This window comes from Streptomyces sp. NPDC041122, assembly GCF_055592445.1.
Genome location: NZ_JBVIYQ010000014.1, coordinates 1 through 23869 on the forward strand (window position 1 = coordinate 1; position 23869 = coordinate 23869).

General features: G+C 74.0%; 22 protein-coding genes and 1 rRNA gene. 7 read left to right on the forward strand and 16 right to left on the reverse strand.

Features of this window, described 5'->3' with window-relative positions; genetic code table 11:
* The coding region (locus tag ACZ6B8_RS37190; protein WP_469256272.1) for a hypothetical protein at positions 1-118 on the reverse strand (118 nt) is incomplete at its 3' end.
* Positions 119-589: 471 nt separating this feature from the next.
* On the opposite strand from ACZ6B8_RS37190, the gene ACZ6B8_RS37195 reads away from it, so the two are divergent.
* The gene (locus ACZ6B8_RS37195; protein ID WP_471610114.1) at positions 590-2401 is read left to right on the forward strand and encodes a glycoside hydrolase family 15 protein; all 1812 of its coding nucleotides are present in this window, start codon (positions 590-592) and stop codon (positions 2399-2401) included.
* A 76-nt stretch (positions 2402-2477) separates the two neighbouring features.
* Here ACZ6B8_RS37195 and ACZ6B8_RS37200 read toward each other — a convergent pair whose 3' ends face one another.
* Complete coding sequence (locus ACZ6B8_RS37200) at positions 2478-3338, reverse strand: alpha/beta fold hydrolase (RefSeq protein ID WP_471610104.1); 861 nt, start codon at positions 3336-3338, stop codon at positions 2478-2480.
* Between the two features lie 75 nt (positions 3339-3413).
* Between ACZ6B8_RS37200 and ACZ6B8_RS37205 the strand changes: the two genes are divergently transcribed.
* Positions 3414-4286, forward strand: a complete 873-nt coding sequence (locus ACZ6B8_RS37205) for an AraC family transcriptional regulator (protein ID WP_471610105.1) — start codon at positions 3414-3416, stop codon at positions 4284-4286.
* A 119-nt stretch (positions 4287-4405) separates the two neighbouring features.
* Positions 4406-6049, forward strand: coding sequence for a PucR family transcriptional regulator (locus ACZ6B8_RS37210; protein ID WP_471080046.1), 1644 nt, complete (start codon positions 4406-4408; stop codon positions 6047-6049).
* Between the two features lie 33 nt (positions 6050-6082).
* On the opposite strand, the gene ACZ6B8_RS37215 is transcribed toward ACZ6B8_RS37210, so the two are convergent.
* From ACZ6B8_RS37215 to recN, 3 genes are all read right to left on the reverse strand, one after another.
* Positions 6083-7219 carry a glycosyltransferase family 4 protein gene (locus ACZ6B8_RS37215; protein ID WP_471080043.1) on the reverse strand — a complete coding sequence of 379 codons (1137 nt, stop codon included), beginning with the start codon at positions 7217-7219 and terminating at the stop codon, positions 6083-6085.
* 188 nt (positions 7220-7407) lie between these two features.
* Positions 7408-8178, reverse strand: coding sequence for a hypothetical protein (locus ACZ6B8_RS37220; RefSeq protein WP_471610106.1), 771 nt, complete (start codon positions 8176-8178; stop codon positions 7408-7410).
* A gap of 194 nt (positions 8179-8372) precedes the next feature.
* Positions 8373-10124 (reverse strand): DNA repair protein RecN, encoded by a 1752-nt coding sequence (gene recN, locus ACZ6B8_RS37225; protein WP_471610107.1) that lies wholly within the window; start codon positions 10122-10124, stop codon positions 8373-8375.
* A gap of 212 nt (positions 10125-10336) precedes the next feature.
* Here recN and ACZ6B8_RS37230 point away from each other — a divergent pair, with 212 nt between their 5' ends.
* Entirely contained in the window at positions 10337-11704 is a 1368-nt protein-coding gene (locus tag ACZ6B8_RS37230) for an FtsX-like permease family protein (protein WP_471610108.1), read from the forward strand.
* A gap of 108 nt (positions 11705-11812) precedes the next feature.
* Here ACZ6B8_RS37230 and ACZ6B8_RS37235 read toward each other — a convergent pair whose 3' ends face one another.
* Genes ACZ6B8_RS37235 through ACZ6B8_RS37245 form a run of 3 tightly spaced genes read right to left on the reverse strand, consistent with a single transcriptional unit; the run spans position 11813 to position 13864 of the window.
* The gene (locus ACZ6B8_RS37235) at positions 11813-12730 is read right to left on the reverse strand and encodes an NAD kinase (RefSeq protein WP_471080030.1); all 918 of its coding nucleotides are present in this window, start codon (positions 12728-12730) and stop codon (positions 11813-11815) included.
* The gene (locus tag ACZ6B8_RS37240) at positions 12727-13542 is read right to left on the reverse strand and encodes a TlyA family RNA methyltransferase (RefSeq protein ID WP_471610109.1); all 816 of its coding nucleotides are present in this window, start codon (positions 13540-13542) and stop codon (positions 12727-12729) included. Before ACZ6B8_RS37240 ends, ACZ6B8_RS37235 begins: the two co-directional genes overlap by 4 nt.
* Before the next feature lie 7 nt (positions 13543-13549).
* The gene (locus ACZ6B8_RS37245) at positions 13550-13864 is read right to left on the reverse strand and encodes a hypothetical protein (protein ID WP_471610110.1); all 315 of its coding nucleotides are present in this window, start codon (positions 13862-13864) and stop codon (positions 13550-13552) included.
* Between the two features lie 42 nt (positions 13865-13906).
* Between ACZ6B8_RS37245 and ACZ6B8_RS37250 the strand changes: the two genes are divergently transcribed.
* Positions 13907-14254, forward strand: a complete 348-nt coding sequence (locus ACZ6B8_RS37250) for an alkyl sulfatase C-terminal domain-containing protein (RefSeq protein WP_471080020.1) — start codon at positions 13907-13909, stop codon at positions 14252-14254.
* On the opposite strand, the gene ACZ6B8_RS37255 is transcribed toward ACZ6B8_RS37250, so the two are convergent.
* The 4 genes from ACZ6B8_RS37255 to ACZ6B8_RS37270 all read right to left on the reverse strand — a co-directional run bounded on the left by ACZ6B8_RS37255 (position 14238) and on the right by ACZ6B8_RS37270 (position 18298).
* Positions 14238-15089: an ABC transporter ATP-binding protein gene (locus ACZ6B8_RS37255; protein WP_471080017.1), complete on the reverse strand. Its 852-nt coding sequence runs from the start codon at positions 15087-15089 to the stop codon at positions 14238-14240. The two genes, ACZ6B8_RS37250 and ACZ6B8_RS37255, sit on opposite strands and share 17 nt — an antisense overlap.
* A complete protein-coding gene (locus ACZ6B8_RS37260) occupies positions 15086-16114 on the reverse strand; it encodes a FecCD family ABC transporter permease (RefSeq protein ID WP_471610111.1) in 1029 nt (342 codons plus the stop codon). Before ACZ6B8_RS37260 ends, ACZ6B8_RS37255 begins: the two co-directional genes overlap by 4 nt.
* Complete coding sequence (locus ACZ6B8_RS37265) at positions 16111-17154, reverse strand: FecCD family ABC transporter permease (RefSeq protein WP_471080011.1); 1044 nt, start codon at positions 17152-17154, stop codon at positions 16111-16113. Before ACZ6B8_RS37265 ends, ACZ6B8_RS37260 begins: the two co-directional genes overlap by 4 nt.
* A gap of 91 nt (positions 17155-17245) precedes the next feature.
* Positions 17246-18298, reverse strand: a complete 1053-nt coding sequence (locus tag ACZ6B8_RS37270) for an HAD hydrolase-like protein (protein ID WP_471610112.1) — start codon at positions 18296-18298, stop codon at positions 17246-17248.
* Positions 18299-18370: 72 nt separating this feature from the next.
* Between ACZ6B8_RS37270 and ACZ6B8_RS37275 the strand changes: the two genes are divergently transcribed.
* Positions 18371-19654 carry a DUF1015 family protein gene (locus ACZ6B8_RS37275; protein ID WP_471080004.1) on the forward strand — a complete coding sequence of 428 codons (1284 nt, stop codon included), beginning with the start codon at positions 18371-18373 and terminating at the stop codon, positions 19652-19654.
* A 50-nt stretch (positions 19655-19704) separates the two neighbouring features.
* Here the strand turns inward: ACZ6B8_RS37275 and ACZ6B8_RS37280 are convergent, their stop codons facing one another.
* The 3 genes from ACZ6B8_RS37280 to ACZ6B8_RS37290 all read right to left on the reverse strand — a co-directional run bounded on the left by ACZ6B8_RS37280 (position 19705) and on the right by ACZ6B8_RS37290 (position 22212).
* Positions 19705-20850: an RNA polymerase sigma factor gene (locus ACZ6B8_RS37280; RefSeq protein WP_471610113.1), complete on the reverse strand. Its 1146-nt coding sequence runs from the start codon at positions 20848-20850 to the stop codon at positions 19705-19707.
* Between the two features lie 8 nt (positions 20851-20858).
* Complete coding sequence (locus ACZ6B8_RS37285) at positions 20859-21266, reverse strand: YciI family protein (protein WP_471079998.1); 408 nt, start codon at positions 21264-21266, stop codon at positions 20859-20861.
* 136 nt (positions 21267-21402) lie between these two features.
* On the reverse strand, positions 21403-22212 hold the full coding sequence (locus ACZ6B8_RS37290; RefSeq protein WP_471081318.1) for a tetratricopeptide repeat protein: 810 nt from the start codon (positions 22210-22212) through the stop codon (positions 21403-21405).
* On the opposite strand from ACZ6B8_RS37290, the gene ACZ6B8_RS37295 reads away from it, so the two are divergent.
* Positions 22183-23439, forward strand: coding sequence for a hypothetical protein (locus ACZ6B8_RS37295; protein WP_471610115.1), 1257 nt, complete (start codon positions 22183-22185; stop codon positions 23437-23439). The genes ACZ6B8_RS37290 and ACZ6B8_RS37295 overlap by 30 nt on opposite strands.
* A 120-nt stretch (positions 23440-23559) precedes the next feature.
* On the opposite strand, the gene rrf is transcribed toward ACZ6B8_RS37295, so the two are convergent.
* Positions 23560-23676, reverse strand: a 5S ribosomal RNA gene (rrf, locus tag ACZ6B8_RS37300).
* Positions 23677-23869: the final 193 nt, after the last annotated feature.

The window sequence follows — 23869 nt, forward strand, 5'->3', positions numbered from 1 at the left end:
GCAGGCCACGCGCCTTGAGGAGCGCACCCAGGCTGGAGGCAGTCAGACCCTTGCCGAGGGAAGAGGCGACACCCCCGGTGACGAAGATGTGCTTGGTCGTCTTGGATTTGGGCTGCATGGCCAAGAGGGGGCTCCCGTGGTCGCGGTCTGGAGGTGCGTACCGGCCGCCTCACCAGGGATTCGGGGAGGTGCCGTCGCTGCGGTTCGGGGGTTCTATGACCACCGGCTCACGGGCTACCAGGGTATCAGCGCCGGACCGGGACCGCTTCCGGCCACGCTCCGCCACCGGACACACACAAATCGGTCACGGGACACGCACGCCGAGGACCGGGGAACGGGCCGCGCACGCTGCTACTTTTCCCCGGCGCACCGCCTCTCACCTGCCGCTCACCCGTTCGGCGGAGGCTCGTTGCCGGGAGGGGCGCGCAGATCACCGGGGTGCGTCGTATCCTGCTCGGACACTCGCTGCCGAGCCCCCTCCGGCACACGGCACCATCCCGCCCTGCACCCGGAACAAGCGCTCGTCAACGATCACTTGACCGCTGACCTGTAAGCGCCCCGCGGGGCGAACGTGGCCGTTCGACTGGAGATAGACGTGGCCGGGCGCATCGAGGACTACGCACTCATCGGAGACATGCAGACCGCCGCCCTGGTCTGCCGGGACGGCACAGTCGACTGGCTGTGCCTGCCCCGCTTCGACTCCCACGCCGTATTCGCCGGCCTTCTGGGCACCGAGGAGCACGGCTTCTGGCGCCTGGGGCCGGCCCACAACCCGGACGCGCAGCCACCCGCTGCCACGCGCCGCTCGTACCGCGGCGACTCCCTGGTGCTCGAATCCGAGTGGGACACCACGCGCGGCACCGTCCGCGTGATCGATTTCATGCCGCCGCGCGACACCGACGCGCCGCAGCTCGTCCGCATCGTCGAAGGCGTCAGCGGACGGGTGCCGATGCGCTCGGCGCTGCGCATGCGGTTCAGCTACGGCCGGGTGGTGCCGTGGGTCCACAAGGTCGACGGGCGCACCGTGGCCGTCGCGGGCCCCGACTCGGTGTGGCACGACACGACCGCCGAGACCTACGGCAAGGACCTGACGACCTACTCGGACTTCACGGTCGCGCCGGGTGAGCGGATCGCGTTCACGATCTCCTGGCAGCCCTCGCACAAGGACCAGCCCGCGCTGCCCGAGCCGGAGGCGGCGCTCACCGCCACGGAGACGTTCTGGCGGGAGTGGGTGGAGCACTGTACGTACCACGGCCCGTACCGGGAGGCCGTGATCCGTTCGCTGATCACCCTGAAGGCGCTGACGTACGCGCCGACCGGCGGGATCGTCGCGGCGCCCACCACGTCGCTGCCCGAGGACATCGGGGGCTCGCGCAACTGGGACTACCGCTTCACCTGGCTGCGCGACGCCGCGATCACGCTCTCCTCGCTGCTGCGCACCGGCTACCGCGAGGAGGCCCGCGCCTGGCGCGAGTGGCTGCTGCGCTCGGTGGCGGGCGACCCGGAGAACCTGCAGATCATGTACGGCATCGCGGGCGAGCGCGAGCTCGGCGAGACGGAGCTCGACTGGCTGCCGGGGTACGAGGGTTCGCAGCCGGTCCGCGCGGGCAACGGCGCCGCGGGGCAGCTGCAGCTCGACGTGTACGGCGAGGTCACCGAGGCCCTGCACCTGGCGCACATGACGGGCCTGGCCCGCAACGACTACGCCGCGCTCCTCCAGCTCAAGCTGATCCGCTATCTGGAGGACCACTGGGACGAGCCGGACGAGGGCATCTGGGAGGTGCGCGGTCCGCGCCGCCACTTCGTGCACTCCAAGGTGATGGCCTGGGTCGCGGTGGACCGCACCATCAAGCTCATCGAGTCCGGTGACGCGGACGGCCCGCTGGACAAGTGGCGCGACCTGCGCGACGACATCCACCGGGACGTGTGCGAGCGGGGCTACGACCCGGAGCGGAACACCTTCACGCAGTCGTACGGCTCCAAGGAGCTGGACGCCTCGCTGCTGCTGATCCCGCAGATGGGCTTCCTGCCGCCCGACGACAAGCGCGTGATCGGCACCATCGAGGCGATCCAGCGGGAGCTGTCGACCCCCGACGGGTTCATCCTGCGCTACCCGACGTCCGGTGACGACGAGGGCGTGGACGGCCTGGAGGGCGATGAGGGCGCGTTCCTCGCCTGCTCGTTCTGGATGGCCGACGACCTGGCGATGATCGGCCGGGTCGACGAGGCGCGCAAGCTCTTCGAGAGGCTGCTCGCGCTCCGCAACGACCTGGGTCTGCTGGCCGAGGAGTGGGACTCCGCCGCGCAGCGCCAGGTCGGCAACTTCCCGCAGGCGTTCAGCCACGTGCCGCTGATCGACACGGCGCTGCGGCTGACGGCTTCGGGGGCGTACGGCGGATAGCGGCCGGTTGCTGACGCCACGTCACGTGTGCCCCCGTCGGATGCCGGCGGGGGCACCGTGTTCCTCCGCTCACGCCTCACGTGGCGCCGGCGGCTCGCGGGGCGTGGCTCCGGGTGAAGGCCAGGACGAGGGCGGCGGTGCGGGACGGCTCCTCCAGGATGGGGGTGTGGCCGGCGCCGGGCAGCATCGTGACGGAGGCGCCGGGGACGGTGCGGTAGTCGGCCGCGGACGCGGGACGCCAGCGGCGGTCCTGGTCGCCGAAGATCACCTTGAGCGGCTTGCCGAGGGCGGCGAGCCGTTCGGGGAGCGCCCGTTCGCCCAGATACGCGGTCGACGCCCGCATGGCCGCGGTGACCGCCTGGATCCGGCTCTCCCGCAGTTCGTCGACGAGGTCCTGGGGGACCTCGTAGCCAGCGCGGAAGCCGCTGCTCGCGAAGTGCCGGAGCTGCTCGTCGGTCGGCGGCCACTGAGCGGGGTCGAAGGCGGCCGTCTCCGGCGCGCTGTAGGCGTGCAGGCCGGGTCCGGTGTTGATGAGGACGAGGGCGCTCACGAGATCGGGTCGCTGTTCGGCCAGGGCGGTGGCGGCGTAGCCCCCGCTGGAGTGGCCGACGACGGTGGCGTGCGGGACACCGAGCCGGTCCAGGGCCGCGCCGAGCGTCCGGCCGAGGCCGGTGGTGTCGTAGCCGCGGCCCACGGGTTCGGCCGAGCGGCCGTGGCCCGGCAGGTCGACGCGGATGACGCGGTGGGCCTCGGTCAGCAGCGGGACCAGGGCGTTCCAGGAGCTGCTGGTGGTGGCGGAGCCGTGCAGGAGCAGGAGAACCGGGGCCGCGCGCGGGCCGTCCTGACGGACGTGGAGATCGCCGTGTTCGAGGGGCAGAAGGGCCTCTTCGGAGACGACTTCGTCCTGGTCGCGGGGTTGCTTCTCGGAGGTGGTCATGGAGCGACTGTCTCCACCGCGGCCCGTCGCCGGATTGGACGAATGTTCCCCGCCCCGCCCGCGTAGCCTGGAGTGATGGGGCGCACCGCGCAGAGGCGTGACGATCCCGCCGCGTGGGACGTCGCGCGCCCGCGGCGGCGGGTCGGGGTGGCCGGCGTCGACATGGCGGGGTTCCGGGTGTCCGGTCCGCTCGCCGGAGGTCTGCGGATCGTGCCGCACCCGGCCGTGATGCTGGTCCTGGAGTTCGGTCCCGGCCGGCCCGCCGTGGACGACGGTGCCGGGCGGCGGCACCGGGGCAGCCTGGTCGCCGGGCCCGGCTTCGGTTGTGGCGGTGCCGTACGGGCGTGGGGCGAGGACGTCGCCTGCGTACAGGTGCGGCTCTCGCCGCCGGCCGCGGGCGCGATCCTCGGCGTCTCCCCGGCCGAGCTCGACGGGGCCGTGGCCGGACTCGACGACGTGTGGGGCCGCCGTGCGGCGGAGGTGAGCGAGCGTCTGGCCGGCCTCGGCTCCTGGGAGGAGCGCTTCGCGTACACCGAGTCCGAGCTCGCCCGCCGGTGCGCGGGCCGGGCGCCGGTGGATCCGGCGGTGGACTGGGCCTGGCGGCGCATCGTCGGCAGCGGGGGCCTCGTACGGGTGGAGCGGCTGGCGGACGACCTCGGGTGGAGCCGCAAGCGCCTGTGGTCCCGGTTCCGGGACCACCTCGGCATGCCGCCCAAACAGGCTGCGAAGCTGGTCCGCTTCGACCACGCCGTCCACCGCCTGGTCGCCGGGGCGGGGCCGGCCGGGGTCGCGGCGGACACCGGGTACTGCGACCAGTCACATCTGCACCGGGACGTCGTGGCCTTCACCGGAGCGACCCCGGCCGCCGTGGCGGGCGAGCCCTTTCTGACCGTGGACGACCGCGCCTGGCCGGCCGCCCCATACGTGTGTGAGGTACACCACAGCTGACGGCGGGGCGGACAAGTGCCGCGCCGAGGCGACGAGTTACCGGGCGGTCGGGGCCGTGGACCGGGCCACCGCCCCGGCCGGGATGTTCCCGTCCCGTGCGCCCCGGTAGCGTCCGCGCCATGGACAGTCAGGGCACTCAGGGCGGCATCACGGTGCAGCGCGCGCTGGAACTTCCGGGGCTGCGCGGCGGGCTCCCCGAGGTCGTCGCGGGCGCGGAGCGGCTGCAGCGGACGGTGCGGTGGGTGCACGCGGGCGAGGTGCCCAACATGGCCTCGCTGCTCAAGGGCGGCGAACTGCTGCTCACCACGGGGCTCGGGCTCGGCGCCCGCCCCGCCGAGCAGCGCGCCTTCGTCCGCAGGCTCGCCGAACGCGGCATCGCGGCGCTCGTCGTCGAGCTGGGCCCGCGCTTCACGCGGCTGCCCGCCGCGCTGGTGGAGACCGCGCGGGCCGCCGGTCTGCCGCTGGTCCAGCTGCACCGCGAGGTGCCGTTCGTGACGGTCACCGAAGAGGTGCACACCGAGATCGTCAACGGCCACTACGCGCTGCTGCAGCAGGCCGAGGAGGTGCACCGGCGCTGCACGGAGGCGCTGCTCGGCGGTGGCGGCATCCCGCAGGTCCTCGGCATCCTCGCCGAGTTCAGCGGCAACCCGGTGTTCCTGGAGACGGCGGACGGGCAGCTCCTGTACGCGGCCGGGGCGGGCACGGAGTGCGCGGACCCGCTCCAGGTGTGGGAGGGGCTGCGCGGGCGTCCGGTGGACCGGGAGGGGCCGCCCGCGAGCGCGGTCCTCGTCGACGTGCCGGGCGGCGGGCCGGGCGCGGGGTCCGTGCGGGCCCGCCTCGTGCTGCTCGCCGTGGAGTCCGCGCCGCAGCCGGTGCACCGCATCGCGGCGGAGCGGGCGGCGGGCAGCCTGGCCGTGGTGCTGATGCAGGCCCGCCAGGAGGAGGAGCTCGCCGCGCGCGGGCGCGGCGACTTCCTGACCGACCTCGCCGAGGGCCGCATCACCGCCGACGACGCCCCCGCGCAGGCCCGCGTCCTCGGCTTCAAGCCGGCCCCGGCCGGCAGCCCGCTCCTGCCGGTCGTGATGCGGATCGCGGACGGGCTGCCCACCGGCGGGGGCTGGGCGGTGCTGGCCCGGGCGGTCGCCGAGGAGCTGGCGTCGGTGGGAGTGCCCGCGCTGCTGGGCGTACGTCCCGTGGAGGGCCGGGTACCGCTGCTGCTGGGCCTGCGCTCGGAGTCCGAGCGGACGGCGGTGGCCGACCGGGTCGCGGCCGCGCTGCGGGCCGGCGTCGAGCGGGCCGGGATGCGGCGGCCGGGCGCGCAGCCGCCGGTCGTGGTCGTCGGCGTCGCGGGCGGCTGGGCCGCGGCGGCGTCGGGCCTGCGGCACGCGGCGGAGACCGCGACGGCCGCGCGGGGCCTACCCGACCGCCCCTGGTACGACGCGCGGCGCCTCGACATAGACCTGCTGCTGTGGCGGCTGCACCGCCATGACGAGGACGGCGTCCTCGCGGCGTTCGTGGACCGCGCGATCGGCCCGCTGCGCGCCCACGACGAGCGCTCGAAGCCGCCGCTGCTGCCCACGCTCCAGACCTATCTGGCGCACGCGGGCCGCAAGGCGGAGACGGCGCGCGAGCTGCACCTCAACCGGCAGACCCTGTACAACCGCCTCGCCCGGATCAGCGAGTTGCTGGGCACGGACCTGGACGACCCGCAGACGGTCCTCGCGCTCAGCCTCGCGCTGCGGGCGCGCAGACACGTGGCGTAGAGCCGCCGACGGCCGTACGGCCAGGGCGGGGAGTCACCCGTACGGCAGGGGCTGGGTCAACTCGTCGTAGACGCTGAGGACTTGGGTGACCGTCTCGTCCTCGGTCGGCCAGGTGGCGGCCTGCGCCGCGCCCCTGTCCGCGAGTTCGGCCCGCCGGACGGGGTCCGCGAGCAGGCGTACGACGGCACTGGAGAGGGCGTCCACGTCGCCGTAGCGGACGAGTTCGGCGGCGTCTCCGACGAGTTCGGGGATGCCGCCGACCGCGGTCGCGACGAGCGGTACGCGCGCGTGCAGCGCCTCCTGGGCGAGCACCGAGCGGGACTCCCAACTGCTGGGCAGCACCGCGACGTCGGCGGCGGCGAGGAGATCGGGGACGTCGTCACGGCGCCCGATGAGCCGGGCGGGGAGCTGCTCGTCCTCGATGCGGCGCTGCAGAACGGTGCGTTCGGGCCCCTCCCCCGCCACGAGCAGCAGGGGCACCGGGTCGAGGTGGCGCCACGCGCGGGTGGCGTCGAGGAGGAGGTCGTAGCCGCGGTCCCGCTCCAGCGCGCCGACGGCGAGGATCAACGGACGCTCCACGGCGCCGAGTTCGGCACGTGCCTTGTGCGGGAGGATGTCGGCCTCCTCGGCGGTCTCCGGGCTGCGGGGCGCGGGCAGGGCGACGGCGGCGAGGCGGGCGTCGCGCGCGCCTCTGCTGCGGGCCCGGTCGACGAGGTCGGACGAGGTGCCGAGGACCACGGCGGCGGCCCGGGCGACGCGCCGCTCCAGCAGGCGCAGGACGCGGGCCCGGGCGCCCTCCGCGTGCGCGCGGGTGTGCCAGGTGACGACGAGCGGGGTGTGGCGCCCGGTGAGGGCGACCGCGGCGCGGAGGGCGGCGTGCAGGCCGTGCGCGTGGACGAGGTCGGCATCGGCGCAGGCGGCGCGGAGGGCGGCCACGGAGGCGGGGTCGCCGCTGCGGGGCACGGAGACGTGCCGGGCGCCGGTGGCGGTGAAGCCGTAGACGCGGTCCGCCTCGTCGGGGGCGCACACGGTGACCCGCACGCCCCGGGCAGCGAGGCCCGCGGCCAGCGATCTGACGTGCGCGCTGCTGCCCGCGCTGCCACCGCCGAGGACCTGAACGGTGTGCAGCGGCGTCTGTCCGTGCGGCGAGTGGCTGCTCACGTGGCTCACGTGGCCGGGGCTCCTGGGTCTGCGTCGGTGGTGGTGCTCGGACTGGTACTCGGGCAGATGCTGCGCCAAGGATGCCAGCCCGCACGGGCGTTCCGGCACTGCCGAAAGGTCACTTCCGTATGTCGCCGGGCAACTCGATGGGCGGTATCACCCACACGGGTGAGAGTGGTGAGGTTTGTACGCGGGGGTCACGAGCCGGTTCCGCGGGCGGCCGCCGCGCTGACCTTCTCCCCGAACGCCGCCGCGGCCACCAGCGCCGCGGCGTGCACGGCGAGGCCCGCGCGGCCGTTGCCCGCGGCGACGGCGGTGCCGAGGGCCGCGCCCAGCGCGTGGGCACCCGCGTCGCCGATCATCGCGCGCTGCCCGATGTCCGCGGGCAGGACGGCGGCGGCCGCGCCCGTCGCCGCGGCGGCGAGGCCCACGGCGGGCCCCTCGCGCAGCAGGCCGGGCGCCGCGAGCGCGAGCACGGCGGTGCCGGCGCGGCCGGGCCGTACATCGAGGAGGTTGACGAAGTGCGCGCTTCCCGCGATGACCACTCCCGCGAGGGCCTTGTCCACGGGCCGCTTTTTGAGGAGCGCGCCGGCGACCAGACCGGCCGCGCAGACCCCGAAGAGTTTCACGGCCCCGCTGGTGACCTCGCCGTGGCGCAGCGCCCGCAGATGCGCGCGGAAGCCGCGTCGCGGGTCGTCCCGGGCCGCCATGTCGTCGTACGCGCCGCAGGCCCCGCCGGCGAGTACGGCGAGGGTGGCGGCGGCACGGGGGCCGGGCGGCAGGGCGGCCACGCCGGCGACGGCGCCGACGCAGGCGGCGGGCCCGGCGTACAACTCCACGGTCCGCCCGGCGAAGTTGGCCCGCTCCCACCGCGCGCTCCCGCCGGGCGCGAGGTACCGCAGGGCGGCGGTGGCCGCGTGGGTCGCGGCGGCGCTCAGGGCGGCGGCGCGTACGGGGACCGACTTCACGCCCTCACCCTATGCAGGCTGGGAAACCCCCGCTGCGCGGGGAGGGGCCGGGGGTGGTTTCTCCCCTCTCCACCCACGACTTGCAATCAGTCCCGCCGCTCCACGGCGCGTGCCCGCGAGGCAGGGTTGGAGCAGGGGCGGGTGGGTGGGCGTGCCTGCACCCCAGGGCCCCAGGGCGCCCCCGCCAGAATCCGTTACCCGTCCCCCCGAGCCGTGGCCAACAGCTCCTCCGCGTGCGCCCGTGCCGTCTCCGAGTCCTCCTGGCCCGCCAGCATCCGCGACAGCTCCCGCACCCGGTCCTCGCCCTCCAGGACCTGCACCCCGGACCGGGTCACCATCCCGTCGTTCGTCTTCTCGACCAGCAGCTGCCGGTCGGCGAACGCCGCCACCTGCGGCAGGTGCGTGACGACCACGACCTGCGCCGACTTCGCGAGCCGCGCGAGGCGCCGCCCGATCTCGACCGCCGCCTTGCCGCCGACGCCCGCGTCCACCTCGTCGAAGAGGTAGGTCGGCACCGGGTCCGTCCCCGCGAAGACGACCTCCACGGCCAGCATCACCCGGGACAGTTCACCGCCCGACGCCCCCTTCGCGATGGGCCGCGGCGGCGCTCCCGGATGCGGGGCGAGGAGGAGTTCGACCTCGTCGACGCCCGCGGGGCCGTACGCGACCGTGCGGCCGCCGACCTGCACGCCGTCACCGCCCTCCGGCACCTCCGTGGCGCTGATGGCGATCGACACGCGCGCGTGCGGCATCGCCAGCGAGGCCAGCTCCTCGGTGACCGCCGCCGCGAACCGCGACGCCGCCTCCTCACGCGCGTCGGTCAGCGCCTGTGCGAGCCCCGCGAGTTCGGCGCGCAACGCGTCCCGCTCGGCGACCAGCTCGCCCAACCGGTCGTCGTCGCCCTCCAGTTCGGTGAGGCGCGCCGCGCTCTCCTCCGCCCAGGCGAGGACGGCGTCGATGTCCGCCCCGTACTTCCGGGTGAGCTGCGTCAGCGCGGCCCGCCGCTCCTCGACCGCGGCGAGCCGCAGCGGGTCGGCGTCGAGGTCGTCGGCGTACCCGGCGAGCTCGCCCGCCACGTCGCCGAGGAGGATGCCGATCTCGCCCAGGCGGTCGGCGAGCGCGGACAGGGCGGGGTCGTGGGACCGTACGGCCTCCAGCGCCCGGGACGCGCCCGCGACCAGCGTCGAGGCGTCGACGCCCTCGGGGTCCTCGGGGTTGCCGGCGAGTGCGGCGTGCGCGGACGTGGCGGCGGAGGCGAGGGCCTCCGCGTGGCCGAGCCGCTCGGCCTCGGCGGCGAGTTCGGTGTCCTCCCCCGCGCGGGGTTCGACCGCCCCGATCTCCTCCAGTCCGAAGCGCAGCAGATCGGCCTCCTGCGCCCGCTCGCGCGCGCGGGTGGTGATCTCCTCGACCTCGGCGGTGACGGCCCGCAGCCTGCGGTACGCGGCGGTGTACTTGGCGAGCGGCACGGAGACCGCGTCCCCCGCGTACCGGTCGAGCGCGCCGCGCTGTCGCGCCGGCTTCAGGAGCCCCTGCTGGTCGGTCTGGCCGTGCACGGCGACCAGGTCGTCGGCGAGTTCGGACAGCAGCCCCACCGGCACCGAGCGCCCGCCCAGGTGCGCCCGGGAGCGTCCTTCCGCCGAGACGGTACGGCTGATGAGCAGCGCCCCGTCGTCCAGTTCGGCCCCCGCCTCCTCCGCGCGTACGACGGCCGGGGCGTCGGCGGGCACGGTGATGCGCCCCTCCACCACCGCCGACTTGGCGCCGATCCGCACCAGGGCGGCGTCCGCGCGCCCGCCGAGCAGCAGGCCAAGGCTGGTGACCACCATCGTCTTGCCCGCGCCGGTCTCACCCGTCACGGCGGTGAAGCCTGGCGAGAGCTCGACGACAGCGTCGTCGATGACTCCGAGCGACCGTATCCGCATCTCCTCCAACACGCACCTGACCATACGAGGTTTCCCGGGTGCCCCGCGACGTCGCCCCTGTGTCGGTCGGTGAAGACGCAGGCTGCGCAGGTCTCCGAAGACGCGGTGTCACCCTCCGAGGGGACGCCGCGAGGCCTTCACCGGCGCCCCGCGAGCGCGGAGGTGGGGTTGTCCCCACCAAGATCCACCGGCCCACCGGATGGCCCGCCCCCTCCCTCGCCGCCACCATGATCCACATGGCGACAGGACTGGCATGGGCGGCGCTGCGCGCGCACCGACCGGCATTCGTGGGGACCGCGGTGGCCGCGCTCTTCGCGGCGACCGTGGTGAGCGCGTCGACGATGATGCTCGGCACGACGAGCGCGAAGCGCCCCGACATCCCCGGCGGACTCTCCACCGCCGCACGCGAGCAGATCGCGGAGAACGGCGTGGCCGACATGGCGGTCGTCCTTCTGATCGGTTCCATCTACATGTCGATATTCGTGGTCGCGTCGACCATGGGGACGGCCGTCGCGCAGCAGCACCGCGAGCTCGCGATGGTCCGTGCCATCGGCGCAAGGCCCCGCCAGATCCGCCGCGCCGTGGCCGTCCAGGCCCTCACCGCGTCGGTGCCCGCCGCCCTCGCGGGCTTCGCGCTCGGCGGCCTCGGCGCCCGCTGGTGGCACGCCGGCATGGTCGGCCACGGGCTCCTCCCGGCCGAGGCCGGCTTCCGCTTCAGCTGGCTCGCCCTGCCGGTCTGCGTCGGCGTGGCCGTGGTGACGACGACGCTGGCCGCGCTGGTCTCGGCGGTGCGCTTCTCACTGCTCCGCCCGGCCCGGGCCCTCTCCGAGGCGGCGACGGGCCGACGGCGCCTCGGGGTCCTGCGGGCGCCCCTGGGCGTCCTCGCCGTGGCGGGTGGGTGCGCGGTCGCCGTACTCCTGTCCCGGCAGCCGGCCGACGAGGCGGGCGAGGGGGCGTTCCTCGTCCTCATCCTCCTCTGCGTGGGCGCGGGACTGCTGGGCCCCCGCATCGTCGGCCCCGCGGCCTGGCTGGTCTCCGCGGCCGTGGGCCGGCTCGGCCCGAGCGCGCGGCTCGCGATGCTCAACGTCCGCTCGCAGCCCCGCCGTTTCTCCGCCGCCGTCGTCCCGCTCGTCCTGGTCGTGGGGTTCGGCCTCACCAAGATCGGCATGCATACGACGGCCGAGCACCACACCGGTTCGGCGGGCGGCACGGGCGAGGTCTGGCTCGACTACGTGGGCACGGGGCTGTACGCGGGCTTCGCCGCCATCGCCGCGGCGAACACGCTCGCCATGCTCTCCTTCGAGCGGCGCCGCGACGTCGCGCTGCTGCGGGTCATCGGGAGCCGGCGCGCGCAGGTATCGGCGATGGCCGCCTGGGAGGCCGTGGTCGTCGCGGGGACCGCGCTGCTGCTCGGCACCGCGATCGCGCTGGGCACGCTGGCGCCGATCCTCGGCACGGCGTTCGGCTCAGCGCTGCCGTACCTCCCGTGGCCGGTGCCGACCGGTCTGGCGACGGGCACCCTGCTCCTCACCCTGCTGGCGACGGGCGTCCCGGTCCACACGACGATGCGCCGCCTCCCGGTCTCCGTCCTCAGCTCGACGTAACCCGCCCCGTGAGGGGCGCGGGGAACTGCGCGACGAGCCACTCACCACCCGCACCGCGCACCCCACCGGTAGGCCCCCCGGAGCGTCACCGCCGAGCCCAGCGGAGCGTCACGGTGCGCCCCGCCACCCCTGCACCGGCAGCGCGAACTTGGCGACAAGCCGATCCGTGAACGACGCGTGATGCAGTCGCGCCAGCCGCACCGGCACCTCGCCCCTGCGCACCTCCACCCGCGCGCCCGAGGGCAGTTCCACGGTCCGCCGCCCGTCGCACCACAGCACCCCGTGCGGCGTGTGCGGCTGGACCTCGACGGCCAGTACCGAGTCGGGCGAGGTCACCAGCGGCTTGGCGAACAGGGCGTGCGCGCTGATCGGCACCATGAGCAGCGCCTCGACCTCCGGCCACACCACGGGCCCGCCCGCCGAGAACGCGTACGCCGTCGAGCCGGTCGGGGTGGCGCACACGATGCCGTCGCAGCCGAACCCGGTGACGGGCCGGCCGTCGATCTCCAGGACGACCTCCAGCATCCGCTCGGGCGACACCTTCTGCACGGCCGCCTCGTTCATCGCCCAGTCCCGGTGCACGATGTCGCCGTTGCGGCGCACGACGACGTCGATCGTCATGCGCTCCTCCACCTCGTAGGTCCTGGTGACCACCCGGTCGACGACCTTGTCGAGGTCGTCCCGCTCGGCCTCCGCCAGGAAGCCCACACGGCCGAGGTTCACGCCGAGCATCGGCACCCCGGAGGCGCGCGCGAACTCCGCGCCGCGCAGCAGCGTCCCGTCACCGCCGAGGACGACGATCAGCTCGCAGTCGTCGATGCACTCGGCCGTGGCCTCCTTGACCCGCTGGACCTCGGGGGGCAGCGGCAGGTCCACGGCCTCCGCCTCGAGGACCCGCACGCCCAGACCGCTGCGCAGCAGCCCCTCGACGACGAGTTCGGCGCTGCGGATCGCCGCGGGACGCCCGGTGTGCGCGAGCAGGAAGACGGTACGCGCTCTGGTCTGGGTCTTACGGGTCTGGGTCAACGGGGCCCCTCCGCCACGGCACGGTCAACGTCCGCCGGGTCCAGCTCATCGGCCCCGGCGCGCAGCCACAGAAAGTACTCGACGTTCCCGGACGGTCCCGGCAGCGGGCTCGCGGTCACCGCGCGCACCCCGAGGCCGAGCCCCCACGCCTGCCGCGCCACCCCGCGCACGGCCTCGGCACGCAGCTCGGCGCTGCGCACCACACCGCCGCTGCCGAGCCGTTCCTTGCCCACCTCGAACTGCGGCTTGACCATCAGGACGAGGTCCGCGTCGGGCGCCGCGCACCGCACCAGGGCGGGCAGCACCAGGCCGAGCGGGATGAAGGAGAGGTCGCCGACGACCACGTCGACGGGGGTCCCGTCGATGGCTTCGAGCGTCAACTCGCGTACGTTCGTACGGTCCTTCACGGTGACCCGGTCGTCGCTCTGCAGGGACCACGCGAGCTGGCCGTAGCCGACGTCGACGGCGACGACGTGCGTGGCGCCGGCCCGCAGGAGCACGTCGGTGAAGCCGCCGGTGGACGCGCCCGCGTCCAGCGCGCGCCGCCCCTCGACGACCAGGCCCAGCGGCCCGAAGGCGGCGAGGGCGCCGGCGAGCTTGTGGCCGCCGCGCGAGACGTAGTCGGGGTCGCTGTCGTCCTGCGAGACCACGATCGGGGCGGCCGTCTCCACCTGCGTCGCCGCCTTGGTCGCGACGGTCTTACCGACCGCGACCCGGCCTGCGGCGATCAGCTGGCTCGCGTGCTCGCGCGAGCGCGCGAGTTTCCTGCGGACGAGCTCGGCGTCGAGGCGGCGTCGTGCCACTCCTGCCACGTTCGGTTCAGCTCCTGTCGTACGACGGTGTGGTCGCCCCGGAGGGCGCCGGCGGACCGGGGCGCGCGTCGAGCGCGGTCAGCGCGTCGCGCAGGCCCCGGTGTACATCCTCGTACACCTCGACGTGGCCGTCCGTGGCGAGGTGGTCCGCGTCGCCGAGCCGGGCGAGGGCCGCGTCCACATCGGCGTTGCCGGTGGCGGCGCGCTCGACGCCGAGGGCCGCGGGGGCGGCGGGGTCGTACGACGCCTCCTCCGGGGCCCGGTCCTCCGGAGGAGCCGACTCCCCTTCGTGCGCTTCGGGGCCCGCGTATGAGTCGCTCATGGCACGACGCTACCGCGAAGGCCTGGGGTACGGTCGACCGCGATGGCGACCATGGCGGAGTGCCGCGCGGCACTCGAAAGACTCTCCGACAATCTCGCGTCGGCCGACGGCGACGTGCGCAGTGCTGCTGCCCTGAACCGCTCGCTGAGCTGCCGCGTCACCGATCTCGACGTCACCTTCACGGGCCGTCTCGAGAACGGCCGGATCACGGTGCTCGACGACCACCCGGGGCCGCCGCGCGAGAAGGCGGAGATCCGCCTCTCGATGACCGGCGACGATCTGGTCGCGATGGTGGCGGGCGAGCTCAACTTCGCGAAGGCCTGGGCCTCGGGCCGGGTCAGGCTGGAGGCGGGCTTCCGCGACCTGCTGCGGCTCAGGACGCTGCTCTAGCCGGCGCCCCGCGGCCCGCGCGGGCCGCGGGGACCACCAGCGGTGTGCCCGTCTCGGGGTCCTCGATGATCCGGCAGTCGATGCCGAAGGCCTCCCTGACCAGTTCCGCCGTGACGATCTCGGACGGCGGCCCCTCGGCGAGCACCGCGCCGTCCCGCAGGGCGATGAGGTGCGTGGCGTAGCGGGCCGCGTGGTTCAGGTCGTGCAGGACGGCGACGAGTGTGCGGCCCTGCTCCTCGTGGAGCTCCGCGCACAGGTCGAGGACGTCGAGCTGGTGCTGGATGTCGAGGAAGGTCGTCGGCTCGTCGAGGAGCAGCAGCGGGGTCTGCTGGGCGAGTGCCATGGCGATCCAGACGCGCTGGCGCTGCCCGCCGGAGAGTTCGTCGACGTACCGCTCGGCGAGGTCCCGCACCCCGGTCGAGGCCATGGACTCGTCCACGATCCGCTCGTCCTCCCGCGACCACTGGCGCAGCAGCCCCTGGTGGGGGTAGCGGCCGCGGGCGACGAGGTCGCCGACGGTGATGCCGTCGGGGGCGATGGACGACTGCGGCAGCAGGCCGAGCGTCCTCGCGACCTTCTTGGCCGGCATCGACTGGATGACGTTCCCGTCGAGCAGCACCCGGCCCTCGGAGGGCTTGAGCATCCGCGACAGCGCCCGCAGCAGCGTGGACTTGCCGCAGGCGTTGGGGCCCACGATCACGGTGAAGGAGTGGTCGGGGATCTCGACGGACAGCTTCTCCGCGATGACGCGCTGGTCGTAGCCGAGGGTGACGTCGTCGGCGATGAGCCGGTTCACAGCAGCACGCTCCTGGTCCTGAAGGTGGTTCTCGGTCATATCCGCCCCGCCTTGCGCTGGGTGATGAGCAGCCACAGCAGATAGACGCCGCCGAGCACGCCGGTCACCACGCCGACGGGCAGCTGGTCGGCGCCGAAGGCGCGCTGCGATGCCCAGTCCGCGACGATCAGGAGCGCGGCGCCCATGCACATCGCGGGCATGAGGTTGGGTCCCGGCGAGCGGGTGAGGCGGCGGGCCAGCTGCGGCGCGGTGAGCGCGACGAAGCTGACCGGTCCGGCGGCGGCGGTGGCGGCGGCGACGAGCAGCACGGAGGCGGTGAGCAGCACGAAGCGGGTGCGTTCCACGGGCACGCCGAGGGCGCTCGCGACGTCGTCGCCCATCTCCAGCATCCGCAGCGGACGCCCGTACACGAGCACCAGCGGTACGAGGACGGCGCACAGCGCGAGCAGTGGCCAGACCTGGTCCCAGTCGCGGCCGTTGAGGGAGCCGGTCATCCAGACGACGGAGCGGGCCGCGTCGACGAAGTCGGCCTTGGTGAGCAGATAGCCGTTGACGGCCGTGAGGAAGGCGGAGACGCCGATGCCGACCAGGACGAAGCGGTAGCCGTGCACGCCCTGCCGCCAGGCGAGCAGATAGATGGCGAGGCCGGTGCAGAGGCCGCCGATCAGCGCGCCGCCCGCGACCTCGACCGCACTGCCCTGGAACAGCACGATCATGGTGAGCGCGCCCGCGGTCGACCCCTGCCCGAGGCCCAGCACGTCCGGGCTGCCCAGCGGGTTGCGGGCGATGGACTGGAAGAGCGCGCCGCCGAGGCCGAGCGCCGCGCCCACCAGGAGGCCGACGAGGACCCGCGGCAGGCGCAGTTCGTCGATGATGAACTCCTGTCCCGCGTCACCGTTGCCGAGCAGGGTGCGGACGACATCGGCGGCCGGGATGTCGAAGTCGCCGGTGCCGATCAGGACGACGCCCGCGACGAGCGCGGCGGCGACGAGCAGGGTGACGACCACGGCCGTGCGGACGTCGAGGCGGACGGAGAGGCCGCCCCGGGTACGTAGTGCCTTCACAGCTGGGCCATCTTCCGCCGGCGTACGAGAAGGACGAAGACCGGCGCCCCGATGACCGCGGTCACGATGCCGACCTGGAGCTCCGCGGGCCGCGCCACCATCCGGCCGACGACGTCCGCGCCGAGCAGCAGCACCGGCGAGAGGACGGCCGCGTACGGCAGGATCCAGCGCATGTCGGGCCCGGTGAAGGAGCGCACGATGTGCGGGACCATCAGGCCGACGAACACGATCGGGCCGCAGGCCGCGGTCGCGGCCCCGCACAGCAGGGTGGCCGCCGCCATGGACAGCACGCGGGTGCGGCCCAGGTGGGCGCCGAGCGCGCGGGCGGTGTCGTCGCCCATGGCCATGGCGTTGAGCGGCCTGGCCAGGCCGAGGGCGAGCACGATGCCGACCGCGAGGAAGGGCAGCACCTGCTCGATGGTGTCCATGGTGGCGGAGGCCAGCGAGCCGACCGTCCAGAAGCGCATCTTGTTGAGCGCGGCGCCGTCCGTGATCATGACGGCCTGGACATAGCCGTAGAGCGCCGCGCTGATCGCGGTGCCGGCGAGCGCGAGCCGTACCGGGGTCGCGCCGCGCGCGCCGCCGAGGATGTAGAGCAGGACGCCGACGAGCATGGCCCCGACGAAGGCGAACCATACGTAGCCGCTCAGCGAGGTGACGCCGAAGAAGCTGATCGCGCTGACGACCGCGGCGGAGGCGCCGAGGTTGATGCCGAGGAGCCCGGGGTCGGCCAGCGGGTTGCGGGTGAGCGCCTGGAGGACGGCGCCGGAGAGACCGAGTGCGGTGCCGGCGAGGAGCCCGAGGAGGGTGCGCGAGAGGCGCTCGCCGACGACGACGTCCGCGTACGTCCCGGAGTCCTGGAACAGCCCGTGCCAGACCTGGTCCAAAGACAGCGGTTTGGCGCCGACCGCGATGCTCGCCAGGAAGACGGCCAGCAGCACAGCCACCGAGACGAGCAACCCGGCGCCGCGTAGCGCGCGGCGTTCCGGGGGCGCGGAGGCGGCCTCCGCGCGGACTTCTGAAGGACTGTCGACCAACACCTGGTTAGGTTAGCCTACCCTCGCGCGGCCCTGCCGGGCGCGGTCCGGGCGCCCTCCCTGCCCCTGGACACCCTCCCCGCCCCGCGCGGCCTCACAGCCCGAGCCGCGCCAGCACCTTCTGACCGTCCAGCTCGCACGCGCCGTCCCCGGCCTTTGTCCAGGCCGCCGCGCACAGCGCCCGCAGCCCGTCCACGGCCTCGCCGTCCCCCTCCAGCACGAACTCCCCGTCCCGCACCGAAGCGGTCCACCCACCGCAGCCGAACCCGTCGTCGCCCGTGGCGACCTCGGGCTGGGCCGTGAGCATCCCGCGCAGATCCTCGGCCACATATGTCGGCCGGTGCTCGGGCCGGGCCGCGAGCAGCTGCGCGCCGTCCGTGACACCGGTCAGCACCAGCAGCGAGTCCACCTCGCCATTGCTCGCGCCCTCGATGTCGGTGTCCAGGCGGTCGCCCACCACCAGCGGCTTCTTCGCGCCGGTCCGCAGAATCGTCTCGCGGTGCATGGGCGGCAGCGGCTTGCCCGCCACCTGGGGCTCGGCGCCCGTCGCGATCCGTACGACATCGACGGCCGCGCCGTTGCCCGGGGCGATGCCGCGTGCGCTCGGGATCGTCAGATCCGTGTTCGACGCGAACCACGGGACGCCGCGCGCGATCGCGTAACAGGCCTCCGCGAACCGCGACCACGCCAGGTCCGGCCCCCCGTACCCCTGCACCACCGCCACCGGGTCGTCGTCGGCGGACTCCACCGGCGCAAGCCCCCGCTCGCGCAGCGCGACCCGCAGCCCCTCGCCACCGATCACCAACACCCGCGCGCCCTTCGGCACTTGCTCGCTCACCAGCCGGGCCACCGCCTGCGCGGACGTGATCACGTCCGCGCCCTCGGCCGGGATGCCCAGCTCCGTCAGGTGCTCCGCCACCGCGTCCGGGGTGCGCAGCGCGTTGTTCGTGACGTACGCCAGGTGCATGCCGCCCTCGCGCGCGGTGCCCAGTGACTCGACCGCGTGGTCGATGGCGTGCCCGCCCTTGTACACCACCCCGTCCAGGTCGAGCAGAGCCGTGTCGTAGAGCTCGCTCAGCGCCCGCTCACTGCCCGCGGGACGCGTCCTGACGTCCCGGCCGGCGCCTCGGTCCGCGGTCTGGCTCATTACACATCGCTCCTCGCTCGATCCGACTCCCCCGATCATCGCTTATGCCACTGACACACATACGATGCCCTAATGAACACAGCGGGTCACAGCGACGACACCGGCCTCGACCTGGTCCCGTTCCGGGGCGTGCGGTACGTCCCCGAACAGGTGGGACGGCTCGCCGCGGTGACCTCTCCCCCGTACGACGTGGTCGTCCGGCCTGACGGCCTGCTCCACCTGGAGTCCGCCGACCCGCACAACATCGTCCGGCTGATCCTGCCGCAGGCCACCACCCCCGCCGCCCGCAACCAGCAGGCCGCGGACACCCTGCGCGGCTGGCTCGCCGAAGGCGTCCTCGCCCCCGACGCCGAGCCCGGCCTGTACGTCTACGAACAGCGGGACGACGACATCCTCCAGCGCGGCATCATCGGCGCCCTGCGCCTGTCGGAGGCGGCGGACGGCGTCGTCCTGCCGCACGAGGGCGTCATGCCCCACGTCGTCGAGGACCGGGCGGCCCTGATGCGGGCCACCTCGGCCAATCTGGAACCGCTCCTGCTGACCTACCGCGGCGAGGAGGCGGACGGACCGAGGGGCGCGGCGGCCGTCGTCGAGCGCGCCGCGCGCCGCGCGCCCCTCCTGTCGACCACCACGGAGGACGGCTTCCACCACCGCCTGTGGTCGGTGACGGATCCCGCGGAGATCGCCGAGATCCACTCGGACCTCGCCCGCCACCAGGCACTGATCGCCGACGGCCACCACCGCTGGGCCACCAACCTGCGGCTGCGCGCCGAGCACCCCTCGCCCAGCGCCTGGGACTACGGCCTGGTGCTCCTGGTGGACACCGCCCGCTACCCGCTGCGGGTGCGTGCCATCCACCGCTACCTCCACCGGCTGCCGGTGTCCGAGGCCCTCCGCGCCCTCGGTGACGACTTCCGCGTCCAGACCCTGAAGGGCACCCTCGACCAGGCGCTCGACGCGCTCGGCGAGGCCGCCGCCCAGGGCAACGCCTTCGTCCTGGCGGGCGACGGCGCCTTCCACCTCGTCGACAGGCCGTCCGCGGACCTCCTGGCCCGTACGGTCCCGGCCGACCGCCCGAGGGCCTGGCGCACCCTCGACGCGACAGTCCTGCACGCCACCCTCCTCGACCACGTGTGGCGCATCCCCGACACCCCGGACCACATCGCGTACATCCACGACACGGCGGCGACGGTCGAGAAGGCCGAGCGCGACGGCGGTACGGCGGTCCTGATGCACCCGGTGCGCGAGGAGGTCGTCCGCGACCTGGCCCGCCAAGGCGTCACCATGCCGCGCAAGTCGACGTCCTTCGGCCCCAAGCCGGCGACCGGCCTGGTCCTGCGGGACCTCACGTCCTGACGGTCCGCCGTGCGTCGGCCGCCGGCCCGGCGGCCCGGCGGCCGTGAACGTCAGCGCTCCGCGCGGGCGTCGAGACGGGCGGCCTGCCGCGTCAGATGGTCGCGCTCGGCCGCGTCGGGCGCCCGGCGAGCCGCCTCGGCGTAGAGCCGCGCCGCCGTCGCCAGGTCACCGTCGCGTTCGTGGAGGTACGCCGCCACGGCGGTGTGCCGCGGCAGCGAGTCGTCCAGCGCCGCGAGCGCGGCGAGGCCCGCGCGGGGACCGTCGGCCTCACCGACGGCGACCGCGCGGTTGAGCCGGACGACGGCGCTGTCGGTGAGCCGCGCCAACTCGTCGTACCACTCGACGATCTGCACCCAGTCGGTCTCCTCGGCGGAGGGCGCGTCCGCGTGGAGCGCGGCGACGGCGGCCTGCGCCTGGAACTCGCCGAGCCGGTCGCGGGCGAGGGCCGCCTGCAGGATGCCGATGCCCTCGGCGATCGCCTCCGTGTCCCACCGGCCGCGGTCCTGCTCGGCGAGCGGCACCAGGCCGCCGTCGGGCGCGGTCCTGGCGGCGCGCCGGGCGTGGTGGAGCAGCATGAGGGCGAGCAGCCCCGCCACCTCGGGGTGGTCGATGGCGGCCGCGAGCTGCCGGGTGAGCCGGATGGCCTCGGCGGCGAGGTCGACGTCGCCGGAGTACCCCTCGTTGAAGACGAGGTAGAGGACGCGCAGCACGGTCGCGACGTCGCCGGGCTTGTCGAACCGCACGGCGGACACGGTGCGTTTGGCCCGGCTGATGCGCTGCGCCATGGTCGCCTCGGGGACCAGATAGGCCCGTGCGATCTGCCGGGTGGTGAGCCCGCCGACGGCACGCAGCGTCAGCGCGACGGCGGACGAGGGCGTCAACGACGGGTGGGCGCACAGGAAGTAGAGCTGGAGCGTGTCGTCCACGGCGGGCGCGGGGCCGGGCGCCGGCTCCTCCTCGATGCGCTCCTCACGCCGGCGCCGGGCGGTCTCCGCCCGGGTCGCGTCGAGGAACTTCCGCCAGGCCACGGTGATCAGCCAGCCCTTGGGGTCCCGCGGCTCGTCCCCGGGCCACACGCGGACCGCCTCGACCAGCGCGTCCTGCACCGCGTCCTCGGCGGCCGCGAAGTCGGCCCCGCGGCGGACCAGGGCCCCGAGCACACCGGGCGTCAGGCCGCGCAGCAGCGCCTCGTCCATCGCCGGGGTCACTCCGTGGTGGCACAGTGCGCGGGCAGGAACGGGCGCACCTCGAGCCATTCGTGAATCGGCTTGCCGCCCGCGCCGGGGGCGGCGGACAGCTCCCCGGCCAGTTCGAGGGCGCGCTCGTGGCTGTCGACGTCGATCACCATCCACCCGGCGATGAGGTCCTTGGTCTCGGCGAACGGCCCGTCCGTCACGGGCGGCCGGCCCTCTCCGTCGTACCGCACGAAGGAACCCTCGGGCGCGAGTGCCTGACTGTCGACGAACTCACCGCTCTCGACCAGCCGGTCCGCGAAGTCCCGCAGGTACTGCGAGTGGGCGGCGAGCTCCTCCGGGGTCCACTGGTCCATCGGCGCGTCGTTCGCCGGGGCCGGGGCTCCGCGGTAGTGCTTGAGCAGCAGGTACTTGGCCATCGTGATCTCCTCGATGCGGTGCGACCCATTATGGCCACGTCCCCGGCGGAGACGGGGGCGCACGCAGGAAAGGGCGGGCCCCCCTTCCGGGGAGCCCGCCCTTTCTCCTGTCGTCGAGCCGTGCGGCCGCGCCGGATCAGTCCTCGTCGACGTCCCGACGGACCGGCTCCGCGGTGGCTTCGGAAGCCTCGGACGCGGCAGAAGCGGCGGGAGCGTCAGGAGCCTCGACGTCACCGTCCACGGCGTCCACGTCCCGTTCCTCGTCCTCCACCAGCGCGTCGACGAACTCGACGCCGTCGAGCTCGGCGAGACGGTCGGAGGCGTCGGTGCTGCCGTCCTTGTCGGACTCGACGACCTTCGCGAACCACTCGCGCGCCTCGTCCTCGCGGTCGGCCGCGAGCAGCGCGTCGGCGTACGCGTACCGCAGTCGGGCCGTCCAGGGCTGGACGGAGTTCGAGGCCAGCTCGGGGCTCTGCAGCGTGACGATGGCGGCGTCGATCTGGTCCATGTCGCGGCGCGCGCCGGCGGCGACGAGCCGCATCTCGACCTGGCCCGCCTTGTCGAGCTTGTGCACCTCGGGGGCGCCCGCCATCTCCAGCGCCTTCTCGGGCCGGCCGAGGCCGCGCTCGCAGTCCGCCATGACCGGCCACAGCTCGACGCTGCCGGTCATGCGCCGGGCGGCACGGAACTCGGCGAGCGCCTCGCTGTACTTCTCGTTGGCGTACGCGGCGAAGCCTGCGGCCTCGCGCACGGCCGCGACCCTGGAGGCCAGCCGCAGGGCGATCCGCGAGTAGGCGTAGGCCTGCTCGGGGTCCTCGTCGATGAGCTTGGCGACCATCACCAGGTTCCTGGCGACGTCCTCGGCAAGCCCCTTGGGGAGGCTCTGCAGCTCCTGCTGTACGTCCTTGTCGATCTCGTGACCCGTGACGTCGTCCGGGATCGGCAGCCGCTTGATGGGCTCGCGGTCGCGGTCCCGGTCGTCACGTCCGCCGCGGTATCCGCCACGGTCGCCGTCGCGGCGGTCGTCACGGCGGTCGTCACGGCCACGGAACCCGCCGGGGCGCCCGCCGCGGTCGTCGCGCGGACCACGCCCGCGGTCGTCTCCACGGCCCCGGTCGTCGCGTCCTCGGAAGCCGCCACCGCCACGGTTGTCGTCGCGCCGGAAGCCACCGCGGTCACCGTCGCGGCGGTCGTACGAGCGGTCATCGCGTCGCGGACCACCGGACCGGTCGTCGCGCCGGAAGCCGCCACGGTCATCGCGGCGGTCGTTGTCACGCCGGTCATCACGACGCTCATCGCGACGGTCGTCACGGCGGAAGGGCGGACGGTCCCCGCCACCGCCGCGGTTGTCGTCACGGCGGAAGCCGCCACGATCGCCGCCGTCACGACGCGGACCGCTGGGCCGGTCATCACGCCGGAAGCCACCGCGGTCACCGTCACGGCGGTCGTCGCGGCGGTCGTCACGGCCACGGAAGCCGCCGCCACCGCGATTGTCGTCGCGCCGGAAGCCACCACGGTCATCGCGGCGGTCGTTGTCACGCCGGTCATCGCGGCGGAAAGCCGGACGGTCACCGTCACGACGCTCATCGCGACGGTCGTCACGACGGAAAGCGGGACGGTCCCCGCCACCACGGTTGTCATCGCGGCGGAAGCCGCCACGGTCGCCGCCGTCACGACGCGGACCGCTGGGCCGGTCATCACGCCCACGGAAGCCGCCGCCACCGCGATTGTCGTCGCGCCGGAAGCCACCACGGTCATCGCGGCGGTCGTTGTCACGCCGGTCATCGCGGCGGAAAGCCGGACGGTCACCGTCACGACGCTCATCGCGACGGTCGTCACGACGGAAAGCGGGACGGTCCCCGCCACCACGGTTGTCATCGCGGCGGAAGCCGCCACGGTCGCCGCCGTCACGACGCGGACCGCTGGGCCGGTCATCACGCCGGAACGGGGGACGTCCACCGCGGTCCCGGTCGCCCTCGCGCCGGTCGTCGCGACGGTCGTCACGGCCACGGAAGCCGCCACCGCCACGGTTGTCGTCGCGCCGGAAGCCACCACGGTCACCACGGTCGTTGTCACGACGGGGAGCTCCGCGGTATCCGCCCCGGTCACCACCGTCCCGGCGGCGCTCGTCGCGCTCCGGTCGCTCGTCGGGAGAGTTGGGGGACATCGGTGACTCCTAGTCTTCGGTACCGCAGTCATTCTCGCGCAGCCGGCATGTCGGCGCGCTTCGACAAAAACAAAAAGGACCCTTGGTCCCAGCGTGGACGCTGGGACCAAGGGTCCTCCAAAGATTGTTCGGCGGCGTCCTACTCTCCCACAGGGTCCCCCCTGCAGTACCATCGGCGCTTTGAGGCTTAGCTTCCGGGTTCGGAATGTAACCGGGCGTTTCCCTCACGCTATGACCACCGAAACCCTATGAAATATCCTACGGAGACGCAGGATCTCAAACAGGGCAGCGAACAAGCACACTTTTCAATTTAGATAGTGACGCTGTTCAGCCGACACAACTGTTCGTGGTTTCAGAACCAACACAGTGGACGCGAGCAACTGAGGACAAGCCCTCGGCCTATTAGTACCAGTCACCTCCACCCGTTACCGGGCTT

Coding starts and splice junctions, on each gene's coding strand:
- ACZ6B8_RS37200 (WP_471610104.1), bottom strand. CDS start 3,338: ATGACCACCTCCGAGAAGCAACCCCGCGACCAGGACGAAGTCGTCTCC.
- ACZ6B8_RS37205 (WP_471610105.1), top strand. CDS start 3,414: ATGGGGCGCACCGCGCAGAGGCGTGACGATCCCGCCGCGTGGGACGTC.
- ACZ6B8_RS37210 (WP_471080046.1), top strand. CDS start 4,406: ATGGACAGTCAGGGCACTCAGGGCGGCATCACGGTGCAGCGCGCGCTG.
- recN (WP_471610107.1), bottom strand. CDS start 10,124: ATGGTCAGGTGCGTGTTGGAGGAGATGCGGATACGGTCGCTCGGAGTC.
- ACZ6B8_RS37230 (WP_471610108.1), top strand. CDS start 10,337: ATGGCGACAGGACTGGCATGGGCGGCGCTGCGCGCGCACCGACCGGCA.
- ACZ6B8_RS37245 (WP_471610110.1), bottom strand. CDS start 13,864: ATGAGCGACTCATACGCGGGCCCCGAAGCGCACGAAGGGGAGTCGGCT.
- ACZ6B8_RS37250 (WP_471080020.1), top strand. CDS start 13,907: ATGGCGACCATGGCGGAGTGCCGCGCGGCACTCGAAAGACTCTCCGAC.
- ACZ6B8_RS37255 (WP_471080017.1), bottom strand. CDS start 15,089: ATGACCGAGAACCACCTTCAGGACCAGGAGCGTGCTGCTGTGAACCGG.
- ACZ6B8_RS37270 (WP_471610112.1), bottom strand. CDS start 18,298: ATGAGCCAGACCGCGGACCGAGGCGCCGGCCGGGACGTCAGGACGCGT.
- ACZ6B8_RS37275 (WP_471080004.1), top strand. CDS start 18,371: ATGAACACAGCGGGTCACAGCGACGACACCGGCCTCGACCTGGTCCCG.
- ACZ6B8_RS37280 (WP_471610113.1), bottom strand. CDS start 20,850: ATGGACGAGGCGCTGCTGCGCGGCCTGACGCCCGGTGTGCTCGGGGCC.
- ACZ6B8_RS37285 (WP_471079998.1), bottom strand. CDS start 21,266: ATGGCCAAGTACCTGCTGCTCAAGCACTACCGCGGAGCCCCGGCCCCG.